This window comes from Streptococcus mitis (genome assembly GCF_946188375.1).
Lineage (GTDB): Bacteria > Bacillota > Bacilli > Lactobacillales > Streptococcaceae > Streptococcus > Streptococcus mitis_CX.
In genome coordinates this window covers 23809-47982 of sequence record NZ_CAMHUS010000010.1, presented here as the reverse complement: position 1 = coordinate 47982, position 24174 = coordinate 23809, and the positions used below count along the sequence as shown (strand labels likewise).

17 protein-coding genes and 1 pseudogene are annotated in these 24174 nt (G+C 39.7%); 13 read left to right on the top strand and 5 right to left on the bottom strand.

The window, feature by feature from the left end:
• Positions 1–15: 15 nt before the first annotated feature.
• Positions 16–210, bottom strand: coding sequence for a helix-turn-helix transcriptional regulator (locus N8M16_RS08650; protein WP_001082471.1), 195 nt, complete (start codon positions 208–210; stop codon positions 16–18).
• A 165-nt stretch (positions 211–375) separates the two neighbouring features.
• On the opposite strand from N8M16_RS08650, the gene rsmH reads away from it, so the two are divergent.
• The 5 genes from rsmH (at position 376) to N8M16_RS08625 (ending at position 7336) form a co-directional block, all read left to right on the top strand.
• On the top strand, positions 376–1326 hold the full coding sequence (gene rsmH, locus N8M16_RS08645) for a 16S rRNA (cytosine(1402)-N(4))-methyltransferase RsmH (protein ID WP_000159402.1): 951 nt from the start codon (positions 376–378) through the stop codon (positions 1324–1326).
• A gap of 9 nt (positions 1327–1335) precedes the next feature.
• Complete coding sequence (ftsL, locus tag N8M16_RS08640) at positions 1336–1653, top strand: cell division protein FtsL (protein ID WP_000227824.1); 318 nt, start codon at positions 1336–1338, stop codon at positions 1651–1653.
• A gap of 3 nt (positions 1654–1656) precedes the next feature.
• Positions 1657–3909, top strand: coding sequence for a penicillin-binding protein PBP2X (gene pbp2x / locus N8M16_RS08635; RefSeq protein ID WP_261070015.1), 2253 nt, complete (start codon positions 1657–1659; stop codon positions 3907–3909).
• Between the two features lies 1 nt (position 3910).
• Entirely contained in the window at positions 3911–4891 is a 981-nt protein-coding gene (mraY, locus tag N8M16_RS08630) for a phospho-N-acetylmuramoyl-pentapeptide-transferase (RefSeq protein WP_125443781.1), read from the top strand.
• 339 nt (positions 4892–5230) lie between these two features.
• Positions 5231–7336 carry an ATP-dependent Clp protease ATP-binding subunit gene (locus N8M16_RS08625; RefSeq protein WP_261070014.1) on the top strand — a complete coding sequence of 702 codons (2106 nt, stop codon included), beginning with the start codon at positions 5231–5233 and terminating at the stop codon, positions 7334–7336.
• 59 nt (positions 7337–7395) lie between these two features.
• Here N8M16_RS08625 and N8M16_RS08620 read toward each other — a convergent pair whose 3' ends face one another.
• Positions 7396–7878, bottom strand: coding sequence for an S-ribosylhomocysteine lyase (locus N8M16_RS08620; protein ID WP_084947948.1), 483 nt, complete (start codon positions 7876–7878; stop codon positions 7396–7398).
• A 94-nt stretch (positions 7879–7972) separates the two neighbouring features.
• A complete protein-coding gene (locus N8M16_RS08615; protein WP_000743580.1) occupies positions 7973–9457 on the bottom strand; it encodes a DUF1846 domain-containing protein in 1485 nt (494 codons plus the stop codon).
• Positions 9458–9609: 152 nt separating this feature from the next.
• On the opposite strand from N8M16_RS08615, the gene N8M16_RS08610 reads away from it, so the two are divergent.
• From N8M16_RS08610 to N8M16_RS08580, 7 genes and pseudogenes are all read left to right on the top strand, one after another.
• Complete coding sequence (locus N8M16_RS08610) at positions 9610–11220, top strand: glycoside hydrolase family 13 protein (protein ID WP_261070013.1); 1611 nt, start codon at positions 9610–9612, stop codon at positions 11218–11220.
• A 167-nt stretch (positions 11221–11387) separates the two neighbouring features.
• Positions 11388–13355 (top strand): peptide ABC transporter substrate-binding protein, encoded by a 1968-nt coding sequence (locus N8M16_RS08605; RefSeq protein WP_261070012.1) that lies wholly within the window; start codon positions 11388–11390, stop codon positions 13353–13355.
• Between the two features lie 202 nt (positions 13356–13557).
• A complete protein-coding gene (locus N8M16_RS08600; protein ID WP_261070011.1) occupies positions 13558–15516 on the top strand; it encodes a peptide ABC transporter substrate-binding protein in 1959 nt (652 codons plus the stop codon).
• 192 nt (positions 15517–15708) lie between these two features.
• Complete coding sequence (gene cpsA, locus N8M16_RS08595) at positions 15709–17154, top strand: LCP family glycopolymer transferase CpsA (protein ID WP_238095676.1); 1446 nt, start codon at positions 15709–15711, stop codon at positions 17152–17154.
• 6 nt (positions 17155–17160) lie between these two features.
• A pseudogene (locus N8M16_RS08590) lies at positions 17161–17250 on the top strand (tyrosine protein phosphatase); the annotation flags it as partial.
• A 110-nt stretch (positions 17251–17360) separates the two neighbouring features.
• Positions 17361–18464, top strand: a complete 1104-nt coding sequence (gene glf / locus N8M16_RS08585; RefSeq protein ID WP_238095678.1) for a UDP-galactopyranose mutase — start codon at positions 17361–17363, stop codon at positions 18462–18464.
• A gap of 188 nt (positions 18465–18652) precedes the next feature.
• Positions 18653–20632: a peptide ABC transporter substrate-binding protein gene (locus N8M16_RS08580; RefSeq protein WP_070528751.1), complete on the top strand. Its 1980-nt coding sequence runs from the start codon at positions 18653–18655 to the stop codon at positions 20630–20632.
• A gap of 141 nt (positions 20633–20773) precedes the next feature.
• Here the strand turns inward: N8M16_RS08580 and pbp1a are convergent, their stop codons facing one another.
• Both pbp1a and recU read right to left on the bottom strand, forming a co-directional pair.
• Positions 20774–22957, bottom strand: coding sequence for a penicillin-binding protein PBP1A (gene pbp1a, locus N8M16_RS08575; protein ID WP_261070010.1), 2184 nt, complete (start codon positions 22955–22957; stop codon positions 20774–20776).
• Positions 22954–23550, bottom strand: coding sequence for a Holliday junction resolvase RecU (recU, locus tag N8M16_RS08570; protein WP_261070009.1), 597 nt, complete (start codon positions 23548–23550; stop codon positions 22954–22956). The genes pbp1a and recU overlap by 4 nt, the downstream gene beginning before the upstream one ends.
• Before the next feature lie 66 nt (positions 23551–23616).
• Here recU and N8M16_RS08565 point away from each other — a divergent pair, with 66 nt between their 5' ends.
• The gene (locus N8M16_RS08565; RefSeq protein ID WP_261070008.1) at positions 23617–24144 is read left to right on the top strand and encodes an SLOG family protein; all 528 of its coding nucleotides are present in this window, start codon (positions 23617–23619) and stop codon (positions 24142–24144) included.
• The last annotated feature ends 30 nt before the right edge of the window (positions 24145–24174 follow it).

Sequence of the window (24174 nt, the reverse complement as noted above, 5' to 3'; positions counted from 1 at the left end):
GAGTTGGCTCCTTTTTTAAAAATTATCCTCCCAAAAGAGACTGTTTAGGTCAGTTTGGAGGCTGCGGGCGAGATTGAGACAGAGTTCCAGAGTTGGATTGTACTTGTCGTTCTCAATCATATTGATGGTTTGTCTCGAGACACCGATATCCTTGGCGAGTTCGAGCTGGGAAATGCCCAGTTCCTTGCGAAATTCTTTCACACGATTCATCTGGACTCCTTTCTGATTTGTGTCGTATATATTTGACTATATTATATTCTTCTATGGAGTAGATGTCAAGCATATTTGACATATTTCTTAAAGAAATCTTACTTTTTTTGACCTATTTGTCTGACTAGTGCAAGCTAGTCAGATTTGTGGTAAAATAGATAAGATATGACAAAAGAATTTCATCATGTAACGGTCTTACTCCACGAAACGATTGATATGCTCGACGTAAAGCCTGACGGTATCTACGTTGATGCGACTTTGGGTGGAGCGGGCCATAGCGAATATTTATTAAGTAAATTAAGTGAAAAAGGCCATCTCTATGCCTTTGACCAGGACCAGAATGCCATTGACAACGCGCAAAAACGCTTGGCTCCTTACATTGAAAAGGGAATGGTGACTTTTATCAAGGATAACTTCCGTCATTTACAGGCACGTTTGCGCGAAGCTGGTGTTCAGGAAATTGATGGAATTTGTTATGACTTAGGAGTGTCTAGTCCTCAGTTGGACCAGCGTGAGCGTGGTTTTTCTTATAAAAAGGATGCGCCACTGGACATGCGCATGAATCAGGATGCTAGTCTGACAGCCTATGAAGTGGTGAATCACTATGACTATCATGACTTGGTTCGTATTTTCTTCAAGTATGGTGAGGATAAATTCTCTAAACAGATTGCGCGTAAGATTGAACAAGCGCGTGAAGTCAAGCCAATCGAGACAACGACTGAGTTAGCAGAAATTATCAAGTCGGCCAAACCTGCCAAGGAGCTCAAGAAGAAGGGCCATCCTGCCAAGCAGATTTTCCAGGCTATTCGAATTGAAGTCAATGATGAACTGGGAGCGGCAGATGAATCCATCCAGCAGGCTATGGAGATGTTGGCTCTAGATGGTAGAATTTCAGTGATTACCTTCCATTCACTAGAAGACCGCTTGACCAAACAATTGTTCAAGGAAGCTTCAACTGTGGAAGTTCCCAAAGGTTTGCCTTTCATCCCAGATGATCTCAAGCCCAAGATGGAATTGGTATCCCGTAAGCCAATCTTGCCAAGTGCAGAAGAATTAGAAGCCAATAACCGCTCGCACTCAGCTAAGTTGCGTGTGGCCAGAAAAATTCACAAGTAAGAGGGAAAAATGGTAGATAAGAAAGAAACAACCAGTCAATTCTTGCAGAATCGTATAAAAAAATTCTCACGTGTGGAGAAGGCTTTTTATCTTTCCATCGCTTTTACGGCACTCGTTTTAGCAGTGAGCATTATCTTTATGCAGACACGACTCTTGCAAGTGCAAAGTGATTTGACAAAAATCAATGCGCAGATAGAGGAAAAGAAGACAGAGCTGGACGATGCCAAGCAGGAAGTGAATGAATTGATTCGTTCAGAGCGCTTGAAAGAAATTGCAGATAAAAAAGATTTGAAATTGAATAATGAAAACATCCGAACAGCGGAGTAAGATATGAAATGGACAGAAAAAATAACCCGATTTGCGGTAAAAAATCGTAAATCTCCAGCAGAAAACCGTAGGATAGTTGGCAAGTACCTCAGCTTTGTAGCTGTTGCCCTTTTCGGCCTCTTTTTGGCCAATTTTGCTTATATTATCGCAAAAGGTAATATATTTGGTACTGACTTGGTAAAAGAGGCTAAAAAGGTTCACCAAACCACTCGAACAGTTCCTGCCAAACGTGGGACTATCTATGACCGAAATGGAGTGCCTATTGCTGAAGATGCGACTTCCTATAACGTCTATGCTGTTATTGATAAAAAATACAAGTCAGCAACTGGAAAAATTCTTTATGTAGAGGATTCGCAGTTTAATAAGGTAGCTGAAGTCTTCCATAAGTATTTGGATATGGATGAAGCTTATGTGAAAGAGCAATTGGCTCAACCAAATCTGACCCAGGTTTCCTTTGGTGCAAAAGGAAATGGGATTACCTATGCCAATATGATGGCTATTAAAAAAGATTTGAAAGATGCTAGTGTGGAAGGAATAGACTTTACAACTAGCCCTAACAGAAGCTACCCAAATGGACAATTTGCTTCTAGTTTTATTGGGTTAGCCCAACTTCATGAAAATGAGGACGGCAGTAAGAGTTTATTAGGAACTTTTGGTCTGGAGAGTTCGTTAAATACCATTCTTGCTGGGACAGACGGTATTATTACCTATGAAAAAGACCGTGTAGGAAATATCGTACCAGGAACAGAACAGGTGTCGCAACAAACTGTGGATGGCAAGGATGTTTATACAACATTGTCTAGCCCGCTCCAATCTTTCATGGAAACTCAGATGGATGCCTTTCTAGAAAAAGTAAAAGGTAAGTATATGACCGCGACCTTGGTCAGTGCAAAGACCGGTGAAATCCTTGCTACCACCCAACGACCTACCTTTAATGCAGATACTAAGGATGGTATCACCAAAGACTTTGTTTGGCGTGATATTCTTTATCAAAGTAATTACGAACCAGGATCAGCCCTGAAGGTCATGACGCTAGCAGCTTCTATTGATAACAATACCTTCCCAGGTGGAGAATACTTCAATAGTAGTGAATTAAAAATAGCGGATGCGACAATTCGAGATTGGGATGTTAATGAGGGTTTGACGACTGGTGGGATGATGACTTTCTTACAAGGTTTCGCTCACTCCAGTAATGTTGGAATGAGTCTACTTGAACAAAAAATGGGAGATGCTACTTGGTTGGATTATCTAAACCGCTTTAAGTTTGGGGTTCCGACGCGTTTTGGTCTGACTGATGAGTATTCAGGTCAATTGCCTGCAGATAATATTGTTAATATTGCCATGAGTGCATTTGGTCAGGGGATTTCTGTAACGCAGACCCAGATGCTACGTGCTTTTACAGCCATTGCCAATGATGGGGTTATGTTGGAGCCTAAATTTATTACGGCCTTGTATGATCCAAATGATCAAACTGCTCGGAAATCACAAAAAGAAGTTGTGGGAAATCCTGTGTCTAAAGATGCAGCGAGCTTGACGCGAACGCATATGGTTTTAGTCGGTACCGATCCAGTATATGGAACTATGTATAATCATAAGACAGGGAAACCAACTGTCAATGTTCCAGGACAAAATGTAGCCCTCAAGTCTGGTACGGCTCAAATCGCTGACGAGAAAAATGGAGGCTACTTAGTTGGTTCGACCAATTACATTTTCTCGGTTGTGGCTATGAACCCTGCTGAAAATCCTGATTTTATCTTGTATGTAACGGTTCAACAACCTGAACATTATTCAGGTATCCAGTTGGGAGAATTTGCCAACCCAATCTTGGAGCGGGCTTCAGCTATGAAAGAATCTCTCAATCTTCAATCTCCAGCCAAGAATTTAGATAAAGTTACGACAGAGTCTTCTTATGCAATGCCTAGCATCAAGGATATTTCACCTGGTGAGTTGGCGGAAGCCTTACGCCGAAATATTGTGCAACCAATCGTTGTAGGTACTGGAACAAAGATTAAAGAATCATCTGTAGAAGAGGGGACCAATCTTGCACCAAACCAACAAGTTCTCCTTTTATCGGATAAGGTAGAAGAAATTCCAGACATGTATGGCTGGAAAAAAGAGATTGCCGAGACCTTTGCTAAATGGTTGGATATTGAACTGGAATTTGAAGGTTCAGGTTCCGTCGTTCAGAAGCAAGATGTTCGGACTAATACAGCTATCAAAAACATTAAAAAAATTAAATTAACTTTAGGAGACTAATATGTTTATTTCTATTAGTGCTGGAATTGTGACATTTTTACTAACTTTAGTAGGAATTCCGGCCTTTATCCAATTTTATAGAAAGGCGCAAATTACAGGCCAGCAAATGCATGAGGATGTCAAACAGCACCAGGCAAAAGCTGGGACTCCTACAATGGGAGGTTTGGTTTTCTTAATTGCTTCTGTTTTAGTTGCTTTCTTTTTCGCCCTATTTAGTAATCAACTCAGCAATAATGTCGGTATGATTTTATTTATCTTGGTTCTTTATGGTTTAATCGGATTTTTAGATGACTTCCTTAAGGTCTTCCGAAAAATCAATGAGGGACTTAATCCCAAACAGAAATTGGCTCTTCAGCTTCTAGGTGGCGTCATTTTCTACCTTTTCTATGAGCGCGGTGGAGATATGCTTTCTGTCTTTGGTTACCAAGTGCATCTAGGGATTTTCTATATTGTCTTCGCTCTTTTCTGGCTAGTCGGTTTTTCAAACGCAGTAAACTTGACAGACGGCATTGACGGTTTAGCTAGTATTTCCGTTGTGATTAGTTTGTCTGCTTATGGAGTTATTGCCTATGTGCAAGGTCAGATGGATATTCTTCTAGTGATTCTTGCCATGATTGGTGGTTTGCTTGCTTTCTTCGTCTTTAACCATAAGCCTGCTAAGGTCTTTATGGGAGATGTGGGAAGTTTGGCTCTCGGTGGAATGCTGGCAGCTATCTCTATGGCCCTCCACCAAGAATGGACTCTCTTGATTATCGGAATTGTTTATGTCTTTGAAACAACTTCGGTCATGATGCAAGTCAGCTATTTCAAACTGACAGGTGGTAAACGTATTTTCCGTATGACGCCTGTGCATCACCATTTTGAACTTGGAGGATTGTCTGGTAAAGGAAATCCTTGGAGCGAGTGGAAGGTTGACTTCTTCTTTTGGGGAGTGGGGCTTCTAGCAAGTCTCCTGACCCTAGCAATTTTGTATTTGATGTAAGAATGGCACCCTGATGTTTCAGGGTGTTTTTGCTTTTTAAAAAATATTGGTCAATTAAAGTCAAAACCCTTGACCTTTTCTGACTAATGTAGTATATTATGAACGTAAGGTGAATGAAAACCTTACTAAAACACTTGTTTAAAGTAAAATAGAAAGAGGTGGGGTCTATGTTTAATCTAGAAATCTTCAGAAGTAAAGATAGTCTACTCCTGCTTGAAAAAGAAAAACCAGAAATAGTACGTAGAGTAGCAATCTAGCTAGTCTAAATTTTTTAAGATAAAGGTCAAAGATAGTCAATATCAGTAATCATAACTAAGTAAATAAAAAGAGGTAAAGAATATGAACAACAACTTTAATAATTTTAACAACATGGATGATTTGTTTAACCAATTGATGGGTGGTATGCGAGGATATAGTTCTGAAAATCGCCGTTACTTGATTAATGGACGTGAAGTCACACCTGAGGAATTTGCTCACTATCGTGCAACTGGTCAATTACCAGGAAGTGCAGAAGTTGATGGCCAAATGCCAAAACAGGCTTCAAGTATGAAGCAAGACGGTGTCCTTGCAAAACTAGGTCGAAACTTGACAGCAGAAGCACGTGAGGGCAAGCTGGATCCTGTTATCGGACGAAACAAGGAAATTCAAGAAACATCTGAAATCCTCTCACGCCGTACCAAGAACAATCCTGTTTTAGTCGGAGACGCAGGTGTTGGTAAGACAGCAGTTGTCGAAGGTCTAGCACAAGCCATTGTGAATGGTGATGTTCCAGCTGCTATTAAGAATAAGGAAATTATTTCCATTGATATCTCTGGTCTTGAGGCTGGTACTCAATACCGTGGTAGTTTTGAAGAAAACGTTCAAAACTTAGTCAATGAGGTCAAAGAAGCAGGGAATATTATCCTCTTCTTTGATGAAATTCACCAAATACTTGGTGCTGGATCTACTGGAGGTGACAGTGGTTCTAAAGGGCTTGCGGACATTCTCAAGCCAGCCCTCTCTCGTGGGGAATTGACCGTGATTGGAGCGACAACTCAAGACGAATATCGTAACACTATCTTGAAGAATGCTGCTCTTGCTCGTCGTTTCAACGAAGTCAAGGTCAATGCTCCATCTGTTGAAGATACTTTCAAGATTCTTCAAGGTATTCGAGATCTTTATCAACAACACCACAATGTTATTTTGCCAGATGAAGTCCTAAAAGCAGCGGTGGATTATTCTGTCCAGTATATTCCTCAACGTAGCTTGCCAGATAAGGCTATTGACCTTGTCGATGTTACGGCAGCTCACTTGGCAGCACAACATCCTGTAACAGATGTTCATGCTGTTGAACGGGAGATCGAGGCAGAAAAAGACAAGCAAGAAAAAGCAGTTGAGGCAGAAGATTTTGAAGCAGCTCTAAACTATAAAACACGCATTGCAGAATTGGAAAAGAAAATCGAAAACCATACAGAAGATATGAAAGTGACTGCAAGTGTCAACGATGTGGCTGAATCTGTAGAACGTATGACGGGTATTCCAGTATCTCAAATGGGGGCTACGGACATCGAACGTTTGAAAGATATGGGTCATCGTTTGCAGACGAAAGTTATTGGTCAAGATAAGGCCGTTGAAGCAGTAGCAAAAGCTATCCGTCGTAACCGTGCTGGTTTTGATGAAGGTAACCGTCCAATCGGTAGCTTCCTCTTTGTAGGTCCAACTGGGGTTGGTAAGACTGAACTTGCTAAACAATTGGCGCTAGATATGTTTGGAACCAAGGACGCAATCATTCGTTTGGATATGTCTGAATACAGTGACCGCACAGCCGTTTCTAAGCTAATTGGTACAACAGCAGGATATGTGGGTTATGATGACAATAGCAATACCTTAACAGAACGTGTGCGTCGCAATCCTTATTCTATCATTCTCTTGGACGAGATTGAAAAGGCTGATCCTCAAGTGATCACTCTTCTCCTCCAAGTCTTGGATGACGGTCGTTTGACAGATGGTCAAGGAAATACGGTGAACTTCAAGAACACTGTTATTATCGCAACATCAAATGCTGGATTTGGCTATGAAGCCAACTTGACAGAAGATGCGGACAAACCAGAATTGATGGACCGTTTGAAACCATTCTTCCGTCCAGAATTCCTCAACCGCTTTAACGCAGTTATCGAGTTCTCACACTTGACGAAGGACGATCTTTCTAAGATTGTAGATTTGATGTTGGCTGAAGTTAACCAAACCTTGGCTAAGAAAGACATTGATTTGGTAGTCAGTCAAGCAGCTAAAGACTATATCACAGAAGAAGGCTATGACGAAGTCATGGGTGTTCGTCCACTCCGTCGGGTAGTTGAACAACAAATCCGTGACAAAGTGACAGACTTCCACTTGGATCATCTAGATGCCAAACATCTGGAAGCAGATATGGAAGATGGTGGTTTAGTTATTCGTGAAAAAGCCTAACTCAAGATTTTGAGAATAAAAAAGAAGGAACCAGCTGAAAAAACTGGTTCCTTTTGTATTTAAATCACATGGCGTTCAAAGGCATCATCTGAGATTCCTTGGTCCAAGATGAGTTTAGCCCATTCTTTAGCAGAAAAGAGGCTGTGGTCCTTGTAGTTTCCGCAAGATTCGATGGTTGTTCCAGGGACATCTTCCCAAGTAGTAGTTTCAGCGATTTCCTTGAGCGAATCCTTGATAACAGCTGCAATCTCGGCGCTGGTATGGCGACCCCACATAATCATGTGGAAACCTGTACGGCAGCCAAATGGCGAACAGTCAATCATACCGTCAATTCGGGTACGGATGAGTTTGGCTAAGAGGTGTTCAATGGTGTGAAGGCCAGCGGTAGGAATAGAGTCCTCATTTGGTTGTACCAAGCGAATATCATAATTGGAGATGATGTCTCCCTTTGGCCCTGTTTCTTCCCCAATCAAGCGGACATAAGGTGCTTTAACAATAGTGTGGTCAAGTTCAAAACTTTCAACAATAACTTCTTTTGACATGGTAAATCCTTTCAGTTTTCTTCTTTCATTATAACATAAAGCCGGCTCTTGAGGCAGAGAGAAAACCTCTCCGAGGTTGGAGAGGTTGAAATCTTTATTTACGATACAAGCGGTCGTATTGGTAGTAAGGGTCAAAGGTTACGTTGATACCCAGTTTACGAAGGACATTCTTGTCTTCATCGGTTAAGATGATGGTTGAGTGGGCTTCGCTTCCTTTGAGGTTGCCAAGTTCTTCCATAGCACGAGCAGCATCAGGATTTTCTGTAGCTGTGATAGCAAGTGCAATCAAAATTTCATTTGAATGTAGGCGTGGATTACGGCTACCGAGATGATCGATTTTAAGACCTTGGATTGGCTTAACAACTTCAGGCTCGATTAGTTTTACTTCCTTGGCAATGTTAGCTGATTTCTTGATGGCGTTGATAAGAGCAGCGGCTGTAGGACCAAAGAGTTCTGAGTTCTTACCAGTGACAATTTCCCCATTTGGCAATTCAAGGGCTAGAGCTGGTCCGCCAGTTTCTTCTGCTTTTTGGCGTGCAGCAACAGCAACCTTACGGTCTGCAGGTGTGATACCGAGGTCGTTCATAAGCAACTCGATTTTCTTGACAGCAGCTTCGCCAACTTTTTCGGCTTTAAAATCAAGAACAGTTTGATAGTAACGGCGGATGATTTCTTGTTTAGAAGCTTCGATAGCAGCCTCATCATCTGTAATAGCGAAACCAACCATGTTGACACCCATGTCTGTTGGTGAAGCGTATGGAGATTCACCAAGGATACGTTCCAACATACGTTTGAGCACTGGGAAGATTTCGATATCACGGTTGTAGTTGACAGTGGTTTCTCCATAGGTTTGAAGATGGAAAGGATCAATCATGTTGACATCATCAAGGTCAGCTGTAGCAGCTTCATAAGCCAAGTTGACTGGATGATGAAGGGGAAGATTCCAAACTGGGAAGGTTTCAAATTTAGCGTAGCCAGACTTGATGCCATTGATTTGGTCGTGGTACATATTGGACATACACGTTGCCAATTTTCCAGAACCAGGTCCAGGAGCGGTTACGACAATCAAGTTACGACTGGTTTTGATGTAGTCATTTTTCCCCATTCCTTCGGGTGAAATGATGTGATCCATATCCGTCGGATATCCTTTGATTGGATAATGAAGATAAGAATCAATTCCGTTTTTATCAAGTTGGTTGCGGAAGGCATCTGCAGCTGGTTGACCAGCGTACTGTGTGATGACAACGGAGCCAACAAAAATTCCCAATTCATTGAATTTGTCAATCAAACGAAGAACTTCTTGGTCATAAGAAATGCCCAAGTCACCACGTGCCTTGGAATGTTCGATGTTGCTAGCATTAATAGCAATCACAACCTCAACCTGCTCTTTCAATTCTTGCAAGAGCTTGATTTTGTTGTCAGGTTCATAACCAGGAAGGACACGAGCAGCGTGAAAGTCTTCTAACATTTTGCCACCAAACTCCAAGTAGAGCTTGCCGTCAAATTGGTTAATGCGCTCCAAAATATGGTCGCGCTGTAGATTTAAATATTGTTCAGAACTAAAAGCTTGTTTTTTCATTTTTTTACCTCTGACCTCTATTATAATAAAAAATTGGAAGTTAGGAAACTATGGAGTTAAAAAAGGAATCAAAAAGATTAGGCAAACGCTTGCACAAAACTCTGAAAAGCGCTATCATAGACTATAGATTATTAAAATAATGAGGTAAGAAGATGCAAGAAAAATGGTGGCACAACGCCGTAGTCTATCAAGTTTATCCTAAGAGCTTTATGGATAGCAACGGAGATGGAATTGGCGATTTGCCAGGTATTACCAGTAAGTTAGACTATCTAGCTAAGTTAGGAATTACAGCGATTTGGCTTTCTCCAGTTTATGACAGTCCTATGGATGATAATGGCTATGATATTGCTGATTATCAAGCGATTGCGGCTATTTTCGGGACCATGGAGGATATGGACCAACTGATCGCGGAAGCTAAGAAGCGTGATATTCGTATCATCATGGACTTGGTGGTTAATCATACCTCAGATGAGCATGCTTGGTTTGTCGAGGCCTGTGAAAATCCTGATAGCCCTGAGCGAGATTACTATATCTGGCGGGATGAGCCTAACGATTTAGATTCTATCTTTAGTGGGTCTGCTTGGGAATATGATGAAAAGTCAGGTCAATATTATCTCCACTTTTTCAGTAAAAAACAGCCTGATCTCAACTGGGAAAATGAAAAACTTCGCCAGAAAGTTTATGAGATGATGAACTTCTGGATTGATAAAGGCATTGGTGGTTTCCGCATGGATGTCATTGACATGATTGGGAAAATTCCTGACGAGAAGGTGGTTAATAATGGTCCCATGCTCCATCCTTATCTCAAGGAGATGAATCAAGCGACCTTTGGAGATCAGGATCTCTTGACAGTAGGGGAAACCTGGGGAGCAACTCCAGAGATTGCCAAGCTCTACTCTGATCCAAAGGGCCAAGAATTGTCTATGGTCTTCCAGTTTGAGCATATCTGTCTTCAGTATCAGGAAGGTCAGCCTAAATGGCACTATCAAAAAGAGCTGAATATCGCTAAGTTGAAAGAGATTTTCAACAAATGGCAGACAGAGTTAGGAGTTGAGGACGGTTGGAATTCGCTCTTCTGGAACAATCATGACCTCCCTCGTATTGTCTCAATCTGGGGGAATGACCAAGAATACCGTGAAAAATCTGCCAAAGCCTTTGCAATTTTGCTTCATCTCATGAGAGGGACACCTTATATCTACCAGGGTGAGGAGATTGGGATGACCAACTATCCGTTTGAAACGCTGGATCAAGTAGAAGATATTGAATCCCTCAACTATGCGCGTGAAGCTCTTGAAAAAGGTGTTCCGATGGAAGAAATCATGGACAGTATCCGTGTCATTGGTCGTGACAATGCCCGTACCCCTATGCAATGGGATGAGAGCAAAAACGCTGGTTTCTCGACAGGTCAGCCTTGGTTGGCAGTCAATCCAAACTATGAAGTAATCAACGTTCAGAAAGCGCTGGCAAATCCAGAATCTATTTTCTATACTTATCAGAAACTGGTTCAAATCCGTAAGGAGAATAGCTGGCTGATTCGAGCTGACTTTGAACTATTGGAAACAGCTGACAAGGTCTTTGCCTATATCCGTAAAGATGGCGACCGTCGTTTTCTAGTTGTGGCTAACTTGTCCAATGAAGAGCAAGACTTGACCGTAGAAGGAAACGTCAAATCGGTCTTGATTGAAAACACCGTGGCTCAGGAAGTCTTTGAAAAACAAATCTTAGCTCCATGGGATGCTTTCTGTGTGGAAATGACTAACTAAAAAGTGAGAACCTTGAGCCTTAGAGTTTGAGGTTTTTTGCTAAAAGTTGTGTAAAAAACTCTTTTAAAAATATTTGTTAGAATTTTCTAACAAATCGCACTAAAATTCTTGTATTTATAAAAAAATAAGGTATAATAGTGAAAATACTTTCTTAAAGGAGATTACCTATGAAATCGAAAAAGTGGCTCTTAGGAGCAGGAGTGACCTTGAGTACAGCCATTCTTTTAACAGCTTGTGGGAAAAGTGAAAAGAATGCAGATGCTCCCAAAACATTCTCTTATGTTTATGCTGTTGATCCATCATCCTTGGATTATAGCGTTACAAGTAAAAGTTCAACTTCTGACGTAATAGGTAATGTCGTCGACGGTCTTTTAGAGAATGATAAATATGGGAATCTCATTCCTTCTCTAGCAGAGGATTGGTCAGTTTCTAAAGATGGCTTGACTTATACTTACAAACTACGTAAAGGTGTGAAGTGGTATACTTCAGAAGGAGAAGAGTATGCGGAAGTTAAAGCTCAGGATTTTGTCACCGGATTAAAGCATGCAGCAGACGGAAAATCCGATGGTCTTTCTTTGGTTGAGAAATCCATCAAAGGATTGGAGGCTTATGTTAGTGGTGAGACAAACGACTTCTCAACTGTAGGTGTGAAGGCTCTTGATGATTATACGGTAGAATATACCCTTAATAAACCGGAAAGTTTTTGGAACTCTAAAGTAACCACAGCAACCATGCTTCCTGTAAATGAAGAATTTTTGAATGCAACAGGCAAGGATTACGGAGCGCCAACTCCATCAAGTATTCTTTACAATGGCCCATATTTTTTGAAATCTTTGATTTCTAAATCTGTGATTGAATATGAAAAAAATCCTAACTATTGGGATAAGGACAATGTCAAAATTGATAATGTTAAATTGACATTCTATGATGGTTCAGACCAAGAATCCTTAATTCGTAGCTTTACACAAGGTGCCTATACAACTGCACGTCTTTTTCCAACAAGCTCAAACTTTGAATCAACTAAAAAGGAATATGGTGATAAGATTGTATATAGTCCACAAGAGGCAACAAGTTATTATCTCACCGTTAACGTAAATCGTCAGTCCTATAATAAAACTGCTAAAACAGATGAGTCACAAAAAACATCAACAAAAGAAGCTCTTCTCAATAAGAACTTCCGTCAGGCTCTTAATTTTGCATTTAATCGCCACGCCTATACAGCTCAATTAAATGGCGAAGAAGGTGCGGATAAGATTATTCGTAATAGTCTAGTGCCAGATAACTATGTTCAAGTAGCTGGGAAGACTTTCGGGCAGCTGGCTCAGGATGAACTGCTGAAATATGGAGAGCAATGGAAAGATGTGACTCTCACAGATGGCAAGGATACAATTTACAATCCTACAAAGGCCAAGTCTGCGTTTGAGAAAGCGAAGTCAGAATTGCAAACAAAGGGAGTAAGTTTCCCGATTCATTTGGATGTACCAGTAGAACAGACAGATGTAGTTGCAGTTCAACAGACAAATTCATTAAAACAATCGATTGAAGAAACATTGGGAACTGAGAATGTAATTATAGATGTTCTTCAAATGACGGATAATGAGAAGGAAAGTATTACTTCTCAAGCTAAAGTTCCAACCCAAAAAGATTATGATTTGAACGGAACTGGTTGGGGACCAGATTATCAAGATCCAGCAACCTATCTCAATATTTTAGATGCTAAGAAGGGTTCTGCCTTGAAACATCTAGGTATAACAAAGGGCAAGGATCCTGAAGTTATGGCGAAAGTTGGCTTGGATGAATACAAGAAGCTCTTGGATGATGCTGCATCTGAGACAAGTAATCTTGATAAACGATACGAAAAGTATGCCAAAGCACAGGCTTGGGTTGCTGATAGTTCACTTCTTATTCCAGTTGCTTCTTCAGGTGGCTCTCCTATGGTTAGTCGTACTGTTCCATTTACCAAAGCTTATTCACAGGTCGGTATTAAGGGAGATCCATTTATTTTTAAAGGTATGCAACTTCAAAATGATATCGTGACAACTAAAGAGTATGAGGCGGCTCTTAAAAAGTGGCAAAAGGAAAAACTAGAATCTAATGCTCAGTATCAAAAGGATTTAGAAAAACACATAAAATGAGTCTAGGCTTATTTTGTAGATGTTTCTTAGTCAACAAACCGTATAAAAACAAGGGAGGGCTGTATGAAAGACAGAAATCCTTTGTTTTTTTATGACCAAAGTTTATAAATTTTCATTCTAGAAATTCAATTAACTTTACAAATTTCCTCTATTTTGGTAAAATAAACTTATGTTACAAAAACTAACATAAAGGAGAAAGAAGATGAAAACAAAAAAGCGTGTTCTTAGCGCAGGCCTGACCTTTGCGGCTGCTTTGCTTTTAGCTGCTTGCGGACAATCAGGTTCAGATACAAAAACTTACTCATCAACCTTTAGTGGAAATCCAACTACATTTAACTATCTATTAGACTATTACGCTGATAATACAGCCATCATTACCAACCTAGTTGATGGCTTGCTTGAAAATGATAATCACGGGAACCTAGTTCCATCTTTGGCAGAAGACTGGTCTGTTTCAAGCGACGGTCTGACTTATACCTACAAATTGAGAAAAGATGCCAAATGGTTCACGGCCGACGGTGAAGAGTACGCCCCAGTCAAGGCACAGGATTTTGTGACAGGAATTAAGTACGCAGTGGACAATAAATCACAGGCCATTGACTTGATTCAAAATTCCATCAAAGGCTTGAATGATTATATTACAGGAGCGGATTCTGACTTTTCTAAGGTTGGGGTGAAGGCGATTGACGACCAGACTGTTGAGTATACTTTGGCACGCCCAGAACCTTACTGGAACTCAAAAACAACCAACAGTATTCTTTTCCCAGTAAACGAAGAGTTTCTAAATTCAAAAGGGAAAGATTTTGGTACTCTATCTCCAGATAGTATTCTTTACAGCGGACCTTATTTGTTAAAAGATTTCACATCAAAATCATCAATCGAGTATGTGAAAAATCCGCATTACCACGATCATGATAAAGTATCAATTGAACATGTGAAATTGGCTTACTTTGATGGTTCAGACCAAGAATTGACCATCCGTAACTTTGAAAGTGGAGCCTATTCAATCGCTGGGGTTTATCCAAATAGTTCTAACTTTGCCAAGACCAAGGAAAAATATAAGGATAATATCGTTTATAGCTTGCAGGACAAGACTTCTTGGTACTTCAATTTCAACGTCAACCGTAAGGCCTACAACCATACGTCTAAAACGACAGATGAGCAGAAGAAGTCAACTGAGACAGCTGTCTTGAACAAGAACTTCCGCCAAGCGGTGAACTTCGCCTTAGATCGCACAGCCTATTCTGCCCAGTCAAATGGGGAAGAAGCAGCTAGCAAGACCCTTCGTAACACCCTAGTACCTCCTACATTTGTCCAAGTTGGAGACAAGACCTTTGGAGAAGTAGTCGCTTCTAAATTGGTTAACTACGGAACAGAATGGTCAGGCATTGACTTGGCAGATGCTCAGGATGCCTATTTTAACAAAGAAAAGGCCCAAGCAAAATTTGCGGAAGCTAAAAAAGAATTGGCAAGTCAAGGTGTGACTTTCCCTATTCACTTGGATGTGGCTGTTGATCAAACAAGTAAAAATGCTGTGACAGGCATGAACTCTGTTAAGCAGACTCTAGAGTCAGTTTTAGGTGCTGATAACATTGTCATTGATGTTCAGCAACTTTCAACAGATGATTTTAATAACGTAGCCTTCTTAGCACCAACGCCTGCTGATCGAGACTATGATTTGAACTTTGATGGGTGGGTAGGTGACTACCAAGATCCATCAACTTATCTCAATCCTTTCAATGCAGAGGATGGATTCTACCTCAAAATCTTTGGCCTAGATGCTCAGGAAGATAAAGCTAAAATTGCTAGCTTGGGTCTTGATACCTACACCAAGATGCTCAAAGATGCAGATAGCGAAAATAAAGATGTAGCCAAACGTTATGAAAAATATGCTGAAGCACAGGCTTGGATGATTGACAATTCTCTGATTATGTCAGCCATGTCAAGTGGTGGAACAGCATCTGTAACCAAAGTAACGCCATTTACAAGAGGGTACTCAATGGTCGGTATCAAGGGTGATGGCAATAACTACAAGTATATGAAACTGCAAAAAGATACTGTGACAATCAAACAGTTTGAAGAAGCTAAGACTAAATGGGAGCAAGAAAGTAAAAAAGCAATCGAAAAAGCTCAAAAAGAAGCAGAAAATCATGTCAAATAGATGAGCGAGGTTCCGTAAGGGACCTTGTTTATTGTATTTCACAGCAATATATTAAAAGTTAAAACGTAGAAGTTTAGTGAGATATTGAGGATACTTTACTTGGAGAGTATGTATCATACAATGTACTGTTGATGATGTATTTTATGATATAATAAAGTGAAATGAAATAAAAATTGATAATAGAGGTATATCGTGAGTAGATCTTCGAAACGAGCTCGTCAGGGTAAAACAAAAATATTGATTAGTTGGGGGTTGCTAGCTATCTATGCAGTACTAGCAGTCTTTTTATTGTTTTTGATTTTCAAATACAATATGCTAGCCTTCCGATATCTGAACATAGTAGTTACCGTCCTAATTGTAGCCTTAGCTGTCTTGTGCTTCTTTTTAATTCGGTCTAAGAAAGCTAAAAATCTAACGCTGATTTTATTACTACTTGGTATTTTGATTAATGGGACTTCCCTCTTTGTTGTAAGTCAGTTCATTGGATTTACTAGTCGTTTGAATGCAACATCAAATTACTCAAATTATTCGATGAGTATTGCGGTGTTAGCAGATAGTCCAATTGAGAATATCAGTCAGGTAACCAGTGTAATGGGGCCTACTGGGACGGATAAGGACAATATCCAACAGTTACTGAATGATCTGAAGGCTAGTCAAAATAAGGAATTGACAGTCGAAGAAAGCAGTTCTTATCTTGCGGCCTATAAGAGCTTGTTAGCTGGAGATACAAAGGCAATCCTTCTAAACAGTGTCTTTGAAAATATAATCGAATCAGAATATCCAGACTATGCTTCAAAGATTAAGAAAATCTATACCAAAGAATTAACTAAGAAGGTTGAAACTCCAAAGGATGTCAAAGGTGACAGTTTCAACGTTTATATCAGCGGAATTGATACTTACGGTCCAATTAGTTCAGTTTCTCGTTCTGATGTCAATATCATTATGACAGTGAATCGTGAAACTAAAAAGATTCTCTTGACCACAACACCTCGTGATTCCTATGTTCCGATTGCAGACGGAGGGAATAATCAAAAAGATAAGTTGACTCATGCGGGTATTTATGGAGTAGATGCTTCGATTCATACACTGGAAAATCTCTATGGTATTGACTTGAACTATTATGCTCGTTTGAATTTCACCTCTTTCTTGAAATTGATTGATTTACTCGGTGGAGTTGATGTTTATAATGACCAAGAATTTACTGCTCATACAAATGGGAAGTTCTATCCTGTAGGAAGTGTTCATCTTGACTCGGAGCAAGCTCTTAGCTTTGTACGAGAGCGTTATTCATTGGCAGATGGAGACCGAGATCGTGGTCGCAACCAGCAAAAGGTTATTGTCGCTATTTTGCGAAAGTTAACCTCGACAGAAGCTTTGAAAAATTATGACAGTATTATAAAGGGACTACAAGATTCTTTGCAAACCAATATGCCGCTTGAAACCATGATGAATCTGGCCAATGCCCAACTTGAGAGTGGTGGAACTTATAAGATTATCTCGCAAGATCTCAAAGGAACAGGGCGGATGGATTTACCATCTTATGCCATGCCTGATAGCAACCTCTATATGATGGAAATAAGTGATAGCAGTTTAGAGTCAGTTAAGGCAGCAATCAATGATGTGATGGAAGGAAAATAAGATAAAATGATTGATATTCATTCGCATATCGTATTTGGTGTGGATGATGGTCCGAAAACTAAGCAAGAAAGCAAGATTCTTTTGGCAGAAGTCTATGGATAAGAAGTACGGATTTAAGATGTAAAATATACAATTGTATCATCGATTAAAGTAATCAATCTTGTACAATTGCTACAACAGTTTGTTAAAAAATAAAGGAGCTTAAGATGTACAATTATCTTGTTGTTGGTGCTGGTCTCTTTGGTGCAGTCTTTGCCCATGAAGCAGCCTTAAAAGGAAAAAAAGTAAAAGTCATTGAAAAACGAAATCATATCGCGGGTAATATCTATACTCGTGAAGAGGAAGGAATTCAAGTTCATCAATATGGTGCCCATATATTCCATACTTCTGATAAGGAGATTTGGGATTATGTAAATCAGTTTGCAGATTTTAACCGTTATACTAACTCTCCTGTAGCAAACTATAAGGGTGAGATTTATAACCTCCCTTTTAATATGAATACCTTCAATAAACTCTGGGGAGTTGTAACGCCAGCGGAAGCACAAGCTAAGATTGATGAACAACGTGCTGTTTTAAATGGTAAAACTCCTGAAAATTTGGAAGAACAGGCTATCTCTCTTGTAGGTACAGATATTTATGAAAAATTGATTAAAGACTATACAGAGAAACAGTGGGGGAAACCAACTACTGAACTTCCTGCCTTTATCATTCGCCGTTTGCCAGTACGTTTGACGTATGATAACAACTATTTTAACGATACCTATCAAGGAATTCCAATTGGTGGATACACTCAAATAGTTGAAAAAATGTTGGACCATGAAAACATTGATGTAGAAACCAATGTTGATTTCTTCGCGAATAAAGAGCAATATATGAAGGACTTCCCTAAGATTGTATTTACTGGTATGATTGATGAATTCTTCGACTATAAGTTGGGTGAATTAGAGTATCGTAGTCTTCGTTTTGAAAACGAGACCTTGGATATGGAGAATTACCAAGGAAATGCAGTTGTGAACTATACAGATGCAGAAACTCCATATACTCGAATTATTGAACACAAACATTTTGAGTTTGGGAATCAAGCTAAGACTATCATTACTAAAGAACATTCTAAAACATGGGAAAAAGGTGATGATCCTTATTATCCAGTTAATAATGATCGTAATAATCATTTGTATAAATCATATAAAAAACTTGCTGATGAGCAAGGCAATGTTATCTTTGGTGGTCGTTTAGGACACTATCGCTATTATGATATGCACCAGGTAATCGGAGCAGCCTTGCAGTGTGTAAGAAATGAGTTAGATTAAACAAATCAAACTGCTTACAGAAATATGATTGATCATTCCTCGACTACCTAATGTAGTTGAGGTTTTTTGTTATTATTCATATTTTTGCAAACCTAATGTTTAAAAAATAATTTTCAAAAATTCTGAAAATTCTGTTGACAATGTTTGAAAAAGGGTCTATAATGGATAGAAAAACAGAGGAGAATACTATGAAAACAAGGAAAGTATTGGCTCTTGCGGGAGTGACTTTATTAGCAGCGGGTGTTTTAGCTGCTTGTTCTGGGGGCTCAGGCGCTAAAGGTGAGCAGACCTTTGCCTTTACCTACGAGACAGATCCAGATAATCTCAACTATTTGACAACCAGTAAGGCAGCTACTTCAAACATTACTAGTAACGTCATTGATGGATTGCTTGAAAATGATAAATACGGGAACCTTGTTCCTTCATTGGCAGAAGACTGGTCGGTTTCTAAGGATGGCTTGACTTATACTTATAAGATTCGTCAGGATGCCAAGTGGTACACGTCTGAGGGAGAAGAGTACGCTCCTGTTAAGGCTCAGGACTTTGTGACAGGTCTTAAATATGCAACAGATAAGAAATCACAAGCCCTTTACTTAGTACAAGATTCAATTAAAGGTTTGGACGCATATGCTAAAGGGGAAGTTAAAGACTTCTCTCAAGTCGGGATTAAAGCCCTTGACGATCAAACAGTTCAATACACTTTGAACAAACCTGAAAGTTTTTGGAATTCTAAAACAACCATGGGTGTGCTTGCGCCGCTCAATGAAGAGTTTTTGAACTCAAAAGGGGATGATTTTGCCAAAGCAACAGATCCAAGCAGTATCTTGTACAATGGTCCTTATTTGCTGAAATCTATTGTGGCTAAATCTTCCGTTGAATTTGCGAAAAATCCGAACTACTGGGATAAGGACAATGTTCATGTTGACAAAGTTAAATTGTCATTCTGGGATGGGCAAGATACCAGCAAACCTGCAGAAAACTTTAAGGACGGTAGCCTTTCAGCAGCTCGTCTCTTTCCAACAAATGCAAGTTTTGCAGAGCTTGAGAAGAGTATGAAAGATAATATCGTCTATACTCAACAAGACTCTACGACTTATCTAGTAGGGACAAATATTGACCGTCAATCCTATAAATATACTTCCAAGACTAGCGACGAACAAAAGACATCTACTAAAAAGGCTCTCTTAAACAAGGACTTCCGCCAAGCTATTGCCTTTGGTTTTGATCGTACAGCCTATGCTTCACAAGTGAACGGTGCTAGTGGTGCAAGCAAAATCTTGCGTAATCTCTTTGTTCCACCAACGTTTGTCCAAGCGGATGGGAAGAACTTTGGCGATATGGTCAAAGAAAAATTGGTGACTTATGGAGATGAATGGAAGGATGTTAATCTTGCCGATGCCCAAGATGGTCTTTACAATCCAGACAAGGCTAAGGCTGAATTTGCGAAGGCTAAGTCAGCCTTACAGGCAGAAGGCGTGACCTTCCCAATTCATTTGGACATGCCAGTTGACCAGACAGCAACTACAAAAGTTCAGCGCGTCCAATCTATGAAACAATCCTTGGAAGCAACTTTAGGAACTGATAATGTCATTATTGATATTCAACAACTACAAAAAGATGAGGTCTTGAATATTACCTACTTTGCTGAGACAGCAGCTGGAGAAGATTGGGATATTTCAGATAATGTTGGTTGGTCTCCAGACTTTGCGGATCCATCTACTTACCTCGATATTATCAAACCATCAGTTGGTGAAAACACTAAAACCTACTTTGGCTTTGATTCTGGTACAGATAATGCTGCAGCTAAGAAGGTTGGTCTGAACGACTATGAGAAATTGGTAACTGAAGCTGGAAATGAGACAATAGATGTAGCAAAACGTTATGATAAGTATGCTACAGCCCAAGCTTGGTTGACAGATAGTGCCTTGATTATTCCAACAACATCACTCACTGGTCGCCCAATCTTGTCTAAGATGGTACCATTTACGATGCCGTTTGCCTTCTCTGGTAACAAGGGGACAAGCGATCCGCTCCTATACAAATACTTGGAACTTCAAGACAAGGCAGTCACTGTGGATGAATACCAAAAAGCTCAAGATAAATGGATGAAAGAAAAAGAAGAATCCAATAAAAAAGCGCAAGAAGAACTTGCAAAACATGTGAAATAAGATAAAAAGAAGTTAGTTATTCGCTAACTTCTTTTGGTTTATCGAAAATGAGTTGAAACCTCTCTTCACTTTCAAAGATTATGAAACTAATTTTTTTGTAGAAAAAATCCTGAGTTTTTATTCTCAGGATTTTCTTTCATCTCACTGTTGTGGTTGTTGAACTTGTGGATTTTGTGGCGTTGGTTGTACTGGTTGTGTCGGTTGAACAGCCTGGCCAGCTTGTCCTTGATTAGGATCAGTTGCTGGAGCATTATTTGGTTGTTGACCAACCGTTGTACTTGCCTGTGTAGTTGAACTTTCAGCTGTTGTGCTTGGAGTTTCTACTGTTTGTGTTTGTTGTGTTACTGAATTATTCCATGTGTTCTTTGCGTTGTTCTGGAAGACGAATTCTCCATTTCGGAACAGGCCGTCTGGCATCGTCCAATCTCCAGGTTGGTCATCTTCTGATAGATACGATATCATTGAGCGATAAACCTTAGCAGCAACTAGGAAACCATCTCCAACGATTGGAGTTAAACGATTTGAGTAACCAGTCCATACAGCCATAGAATATTTACGAGTATAACCTACAAACATTTCATCTGGAGCTACGTAGCCAGTGTTCTTGATATACTTTTCAATTTCGTCGTCAGTATAGTTAGAAGTACCTGTCTTACCTGCTTGTGGAAGCCATGGTAGGTAAGCACCACGTCCGGTTCCGTAAGCTAAAACAGTTTTCATCATTTCGGTCATCATATAGGCAGTAGTTTCTTTCATAGCTCGTGTACCAGCATCAGAAAATTCTTTTTCACTACCATCACTAAAGACGATTTTATTGATATAGATTGGTTTGTGGTAAATACCACCATTAGCAAAGGCGGCATAAGCAGCAGCCATTTTTTCACTACTTGCACCGTACTGTTTGTTGGATTCAGTTGTGTTACTTGAAATGGCGTTTGAATAATGCATGCTTGGATAGTCGATACCAAGACCATTAAGGAAGGTTTTAGATCTATCTAGACCGACCTTATTCAAAGTCTCAACGGCTGTGACATTTCGTGATTGTTGGAGTGCATACTGAATTGTAATATTCCCAAAGTAACCATGATCCCAGTTGTAGACAGGAGTATCAGTACCAGGATAGTTATAAGGAACATCATGTACAATAGAAGCAGTAGAGTCATAGACTCCATATTCTAAAGCGGGAGCATAATCAGTGATTGGTTTCATGCTTGATCCCCAGTCACGGTTGGTTTCCACAGCTTGGTTGGTACCAAATGAAACGTTACTTGCTTGGTGACGTGCTCCAAGTTGAGCGATGACTTTACCATTGGAAGTATCTACGATAGTTGAGGCTACTTGAAGGTCATCATCTGGATAAGCAACGTACTCATCTGTATTGTAAACATCCCAAAGTCTCTGTTGAACATTTTTGTCGACATTAGTATAGACTTCCATACCTGTGGTAAGAAGGTTGTAGCCAGTTTCTTGTTCAACTTGGTCGATTACTTCTTTGAGGTAGTTGTCCATATAGGCTGGGTAACTATTGGCTGACTTCAAGCTTTGAAGACCGTCAGTGATAGGCGTATTAATAGCTTTTTCGTAATCTTCTGCACTGATATATTTCTGTCCCTTCATTTCTGAAAGTACCAAGTTACGACGCTCTAGAGCAGCTTCTGGGTGGGAATACGGGTCATATTGGTTAGGTGCCTGAGGCATTCCGGCTAGGAGTGCTAACTGTGGTAAGCTTAAATCCTTCAAGTCTTTTCCATAGTAATTTTCGGCTGCGGTTTGCATTCCATAGTTACCGTTAGACATGTAGACTTTGTTGATGTAGTAGGTCAGGATTTCTTGCTTGGTTGCTTTTTGCTCTAGTTGAACGGCTAGCCAGGCTTCTTGGGCTTTACGTGACAAGGTTTGATCAGCAGTTGAAGTAGAGAAATAAGTTAATTTAATCAATTGCTGAGTCAAGGTTGAAGCCCCTTGGAGTCCTCCTTTCCCTTGGAGGTTTCTCAATGCCGCACCCATGATACGAATGGTATCAACACCTCTATGATCAAAGAAACGGTGGTCTTCGATAGACACAATTGCCTTGACTAAGTCAGTAGGAATTTCATTTGCTTGAGCATTTACGCGACGTTCAGATCCAAGGTCAGCAATCAGTTCGTTTTTGTTGTCATAAATCTTGCTAGAAGTTGTCGCAACTAATTTACTTTCAGATAAGGCTGGAGCCTTGCTAACAAAGTAGAGGAAGACACCACCACCTAATAGAAATAAAGCGATAAATAAGGTAAAGAATGTAATTCCAATATACTTTAAGAATCGCAGAATAGTTTGTTTGTTCATCTTGTTTTACCACCTAGTAAATGTTCTTTGATAATGTCGAGATAGGGAATTTGAGGGAAAGCGCCTTGCTTTATTAAATATCCGTATTCTTGAATATATCCAAGTGGCATTGATTTTTGACCCTTATCTTGATGATAGAAACGAATCAAATCAAGTGCCGGCAACAAATAAGTTTCTTGTCGAGAAGAAAAGTGAAGCAGAACGAAGCAGATACCCTGCTGTTCCAGAACTTGTTCCATATGTTGAATCTGGTGAAGATGGAAGTTCTTTAGTGGAATCGCATTTTTTTGTCGCGTTTCCTTGGCTTCAAAGTCAATGTAATGTCCTCTATACACGCCAGAGTAATCTGTTGTGGAAGCTTGTCTAAAATAGGCTTCTACAATTTTGGCTCGACTACGTTGAGGATAGTCTACTCGGACAATTTGAACAGGCGTCGGCTTTTTATGGATAACTGCCATGCCATGCGTCAGATAGTAGTCGTTTGTAGCGTTGATCATCTTTTCAAAAGTCATTCCTCGATTTGCGAAATTCTTTGGTTGAGAAATGGATGTTTGGCTTTTTTTTGATGAAATTTTATGAGGATAGTTGACCATATTTCTCCTTATTGGTACAATAACATCACTCTATTATACCATAAAAATATGAAGAAAGGTGTAAAAATGACCACAGCTTTGATTATGGGCTATTCTAGCTTTGATTTGGGTGTCTTTAACGAAAAAGATATCAGGTTAAAAATTATAAAGAAAGCGATTAGAAGAGATTTAGAAAATTTAGCAGAAGAGGGGCTTAAATGGCTGGTCTTTACAGGGAACTTGGGATTTGAATCCTGGGTTTTGGATGTCGCAAATGAAATGAAAGAAGAATATGATTTCAGCCTAGCGACGATTTTTGATTTTGAAACACACGGGGAAAATTGGAATGAAGCGAATCAGCTTAAACTTAGCCAATTTAAGCAGGTCGATTTTGTCAAATATGCCTATCCTAAATATGAACATATGGGGCAACTACGAGACTACCAACGATTTTTGCTGGAAAATACTGACTTAGCTTATTTTTTCTATGACCCAGAAAATGAGACCAAACTAAAATTTATGGATAACTTGATGAAAAATCAGGAAGGTTATCGCATAAAAAGGCTAACGTTTGAAGACTTAAATGAACTAGCAGAAAATTTTTCTGAAAAGTAAGCCTTTGACCTTGATTTTTGTTTGCCTTTT

Coding starts and splice junctions, on each gene's coding strand:
- N8M16_RS08650 (WP_001082471.1), bottom strand. CDS start 210: ATGAATCGTGTGAAAGAATTTCGCAAGGAACTGGGCATTTCCCAGCTC.
- rsmH (WP_000159402.1), top strand. CDS start 376: ATGACAAAAGAATTTCATCATGTAACGGTCTTACTCCACGAAACGATT.
- ftsL (WP_000227824.1), top strand. CDS start 1,336: ATGGTAGATAAGAAAGAAACAACCAGTCAATTCTTGCAGAATCGTATA.
- pbp2x (WP_261070015.1), top strand. CDS start 1,657: ATGAAATGGACAGAAAAAATAACCCGATTTGCGGTAAAAAATCGTAAA.
- mraY (WP_125443781.1), top strand. CDS start 3,911: ATGTTTATTTCTATTAGTGCTGGAATTGTGACATTTTTACTAACTTTA.
- N8M16_RS08625 (WP_261070014.1), top strand. CDS start 5,231: ATGAACAACAACTTTAATAATTTTAACAACATGGATGATTTGTTTAAC.
- N8M16_RS08620 (WP_084947948.1), bottom strand. CDS start 7,878: ATGTCAAAAGAAGTTATTGTTGAAAGTTTTGAACTTGACCACACTATT.
- N8M16_RS08615 (WP_000743580.1), bottom strand. CDS start 9,457: ATGAAAAAACAAGCTTTTAGTTCTGAACAATATTTAAATCTACAGCGC.
- N8M16_RS08610 (WP_261070013.1), top strand. CDS start 9,610: ATGCAAGAAAAATGGTGGCACAACGCCGTAGTCTATCAAGTTTATCCT.
- N8M16_RS08605 (WP_261070012.1), top strand. CDS start 11,388: ATGAAATCGAAAAAGTGGCTCTTAGGAGCAGGAGTGACCTTGAGTACA.
- N8M16_RS08600 (WP_261070011.1), top strand. CDS start 13,558: ATGAAAACAAAAAAGCGTGTTCTTAGCGCAGGCCTGACCTTTGCGGCT.
- glf (WP_238095678.1), top strand. CDS start 17,361: ATGTACAATTATCTTGTTGTTGGTGCTGGTCTCTTTGGTGCAGTCTTT.
- N8M16_RS08580 (WP_070528751.1), top strand. CDS start 18,653: ATGAAAACAAGGAAAGTATTGGCTCTTGCGGGAGTGACTTTATTAGCA.
- pbp1a (WP_261070010.1), bottom strand. CDS start 22,957: ATGAACAAACAAACTATTCTGCGATTCTTAAAGTATATTGGAATTACA.
- recU (WP_261070009.1), bottom strand. CDS start 23,550: ATGGTCAACTATCCTCATAAAATTTCATCAAAAAAAAGCCAAACATCC.
- N8M16_RS08565 (WP_261070008.1), top strand. CDS start 23,617: ATGACCACAGCTTTGATTATGGGCTATTCTAGCTTTGATTTGGGTGTC.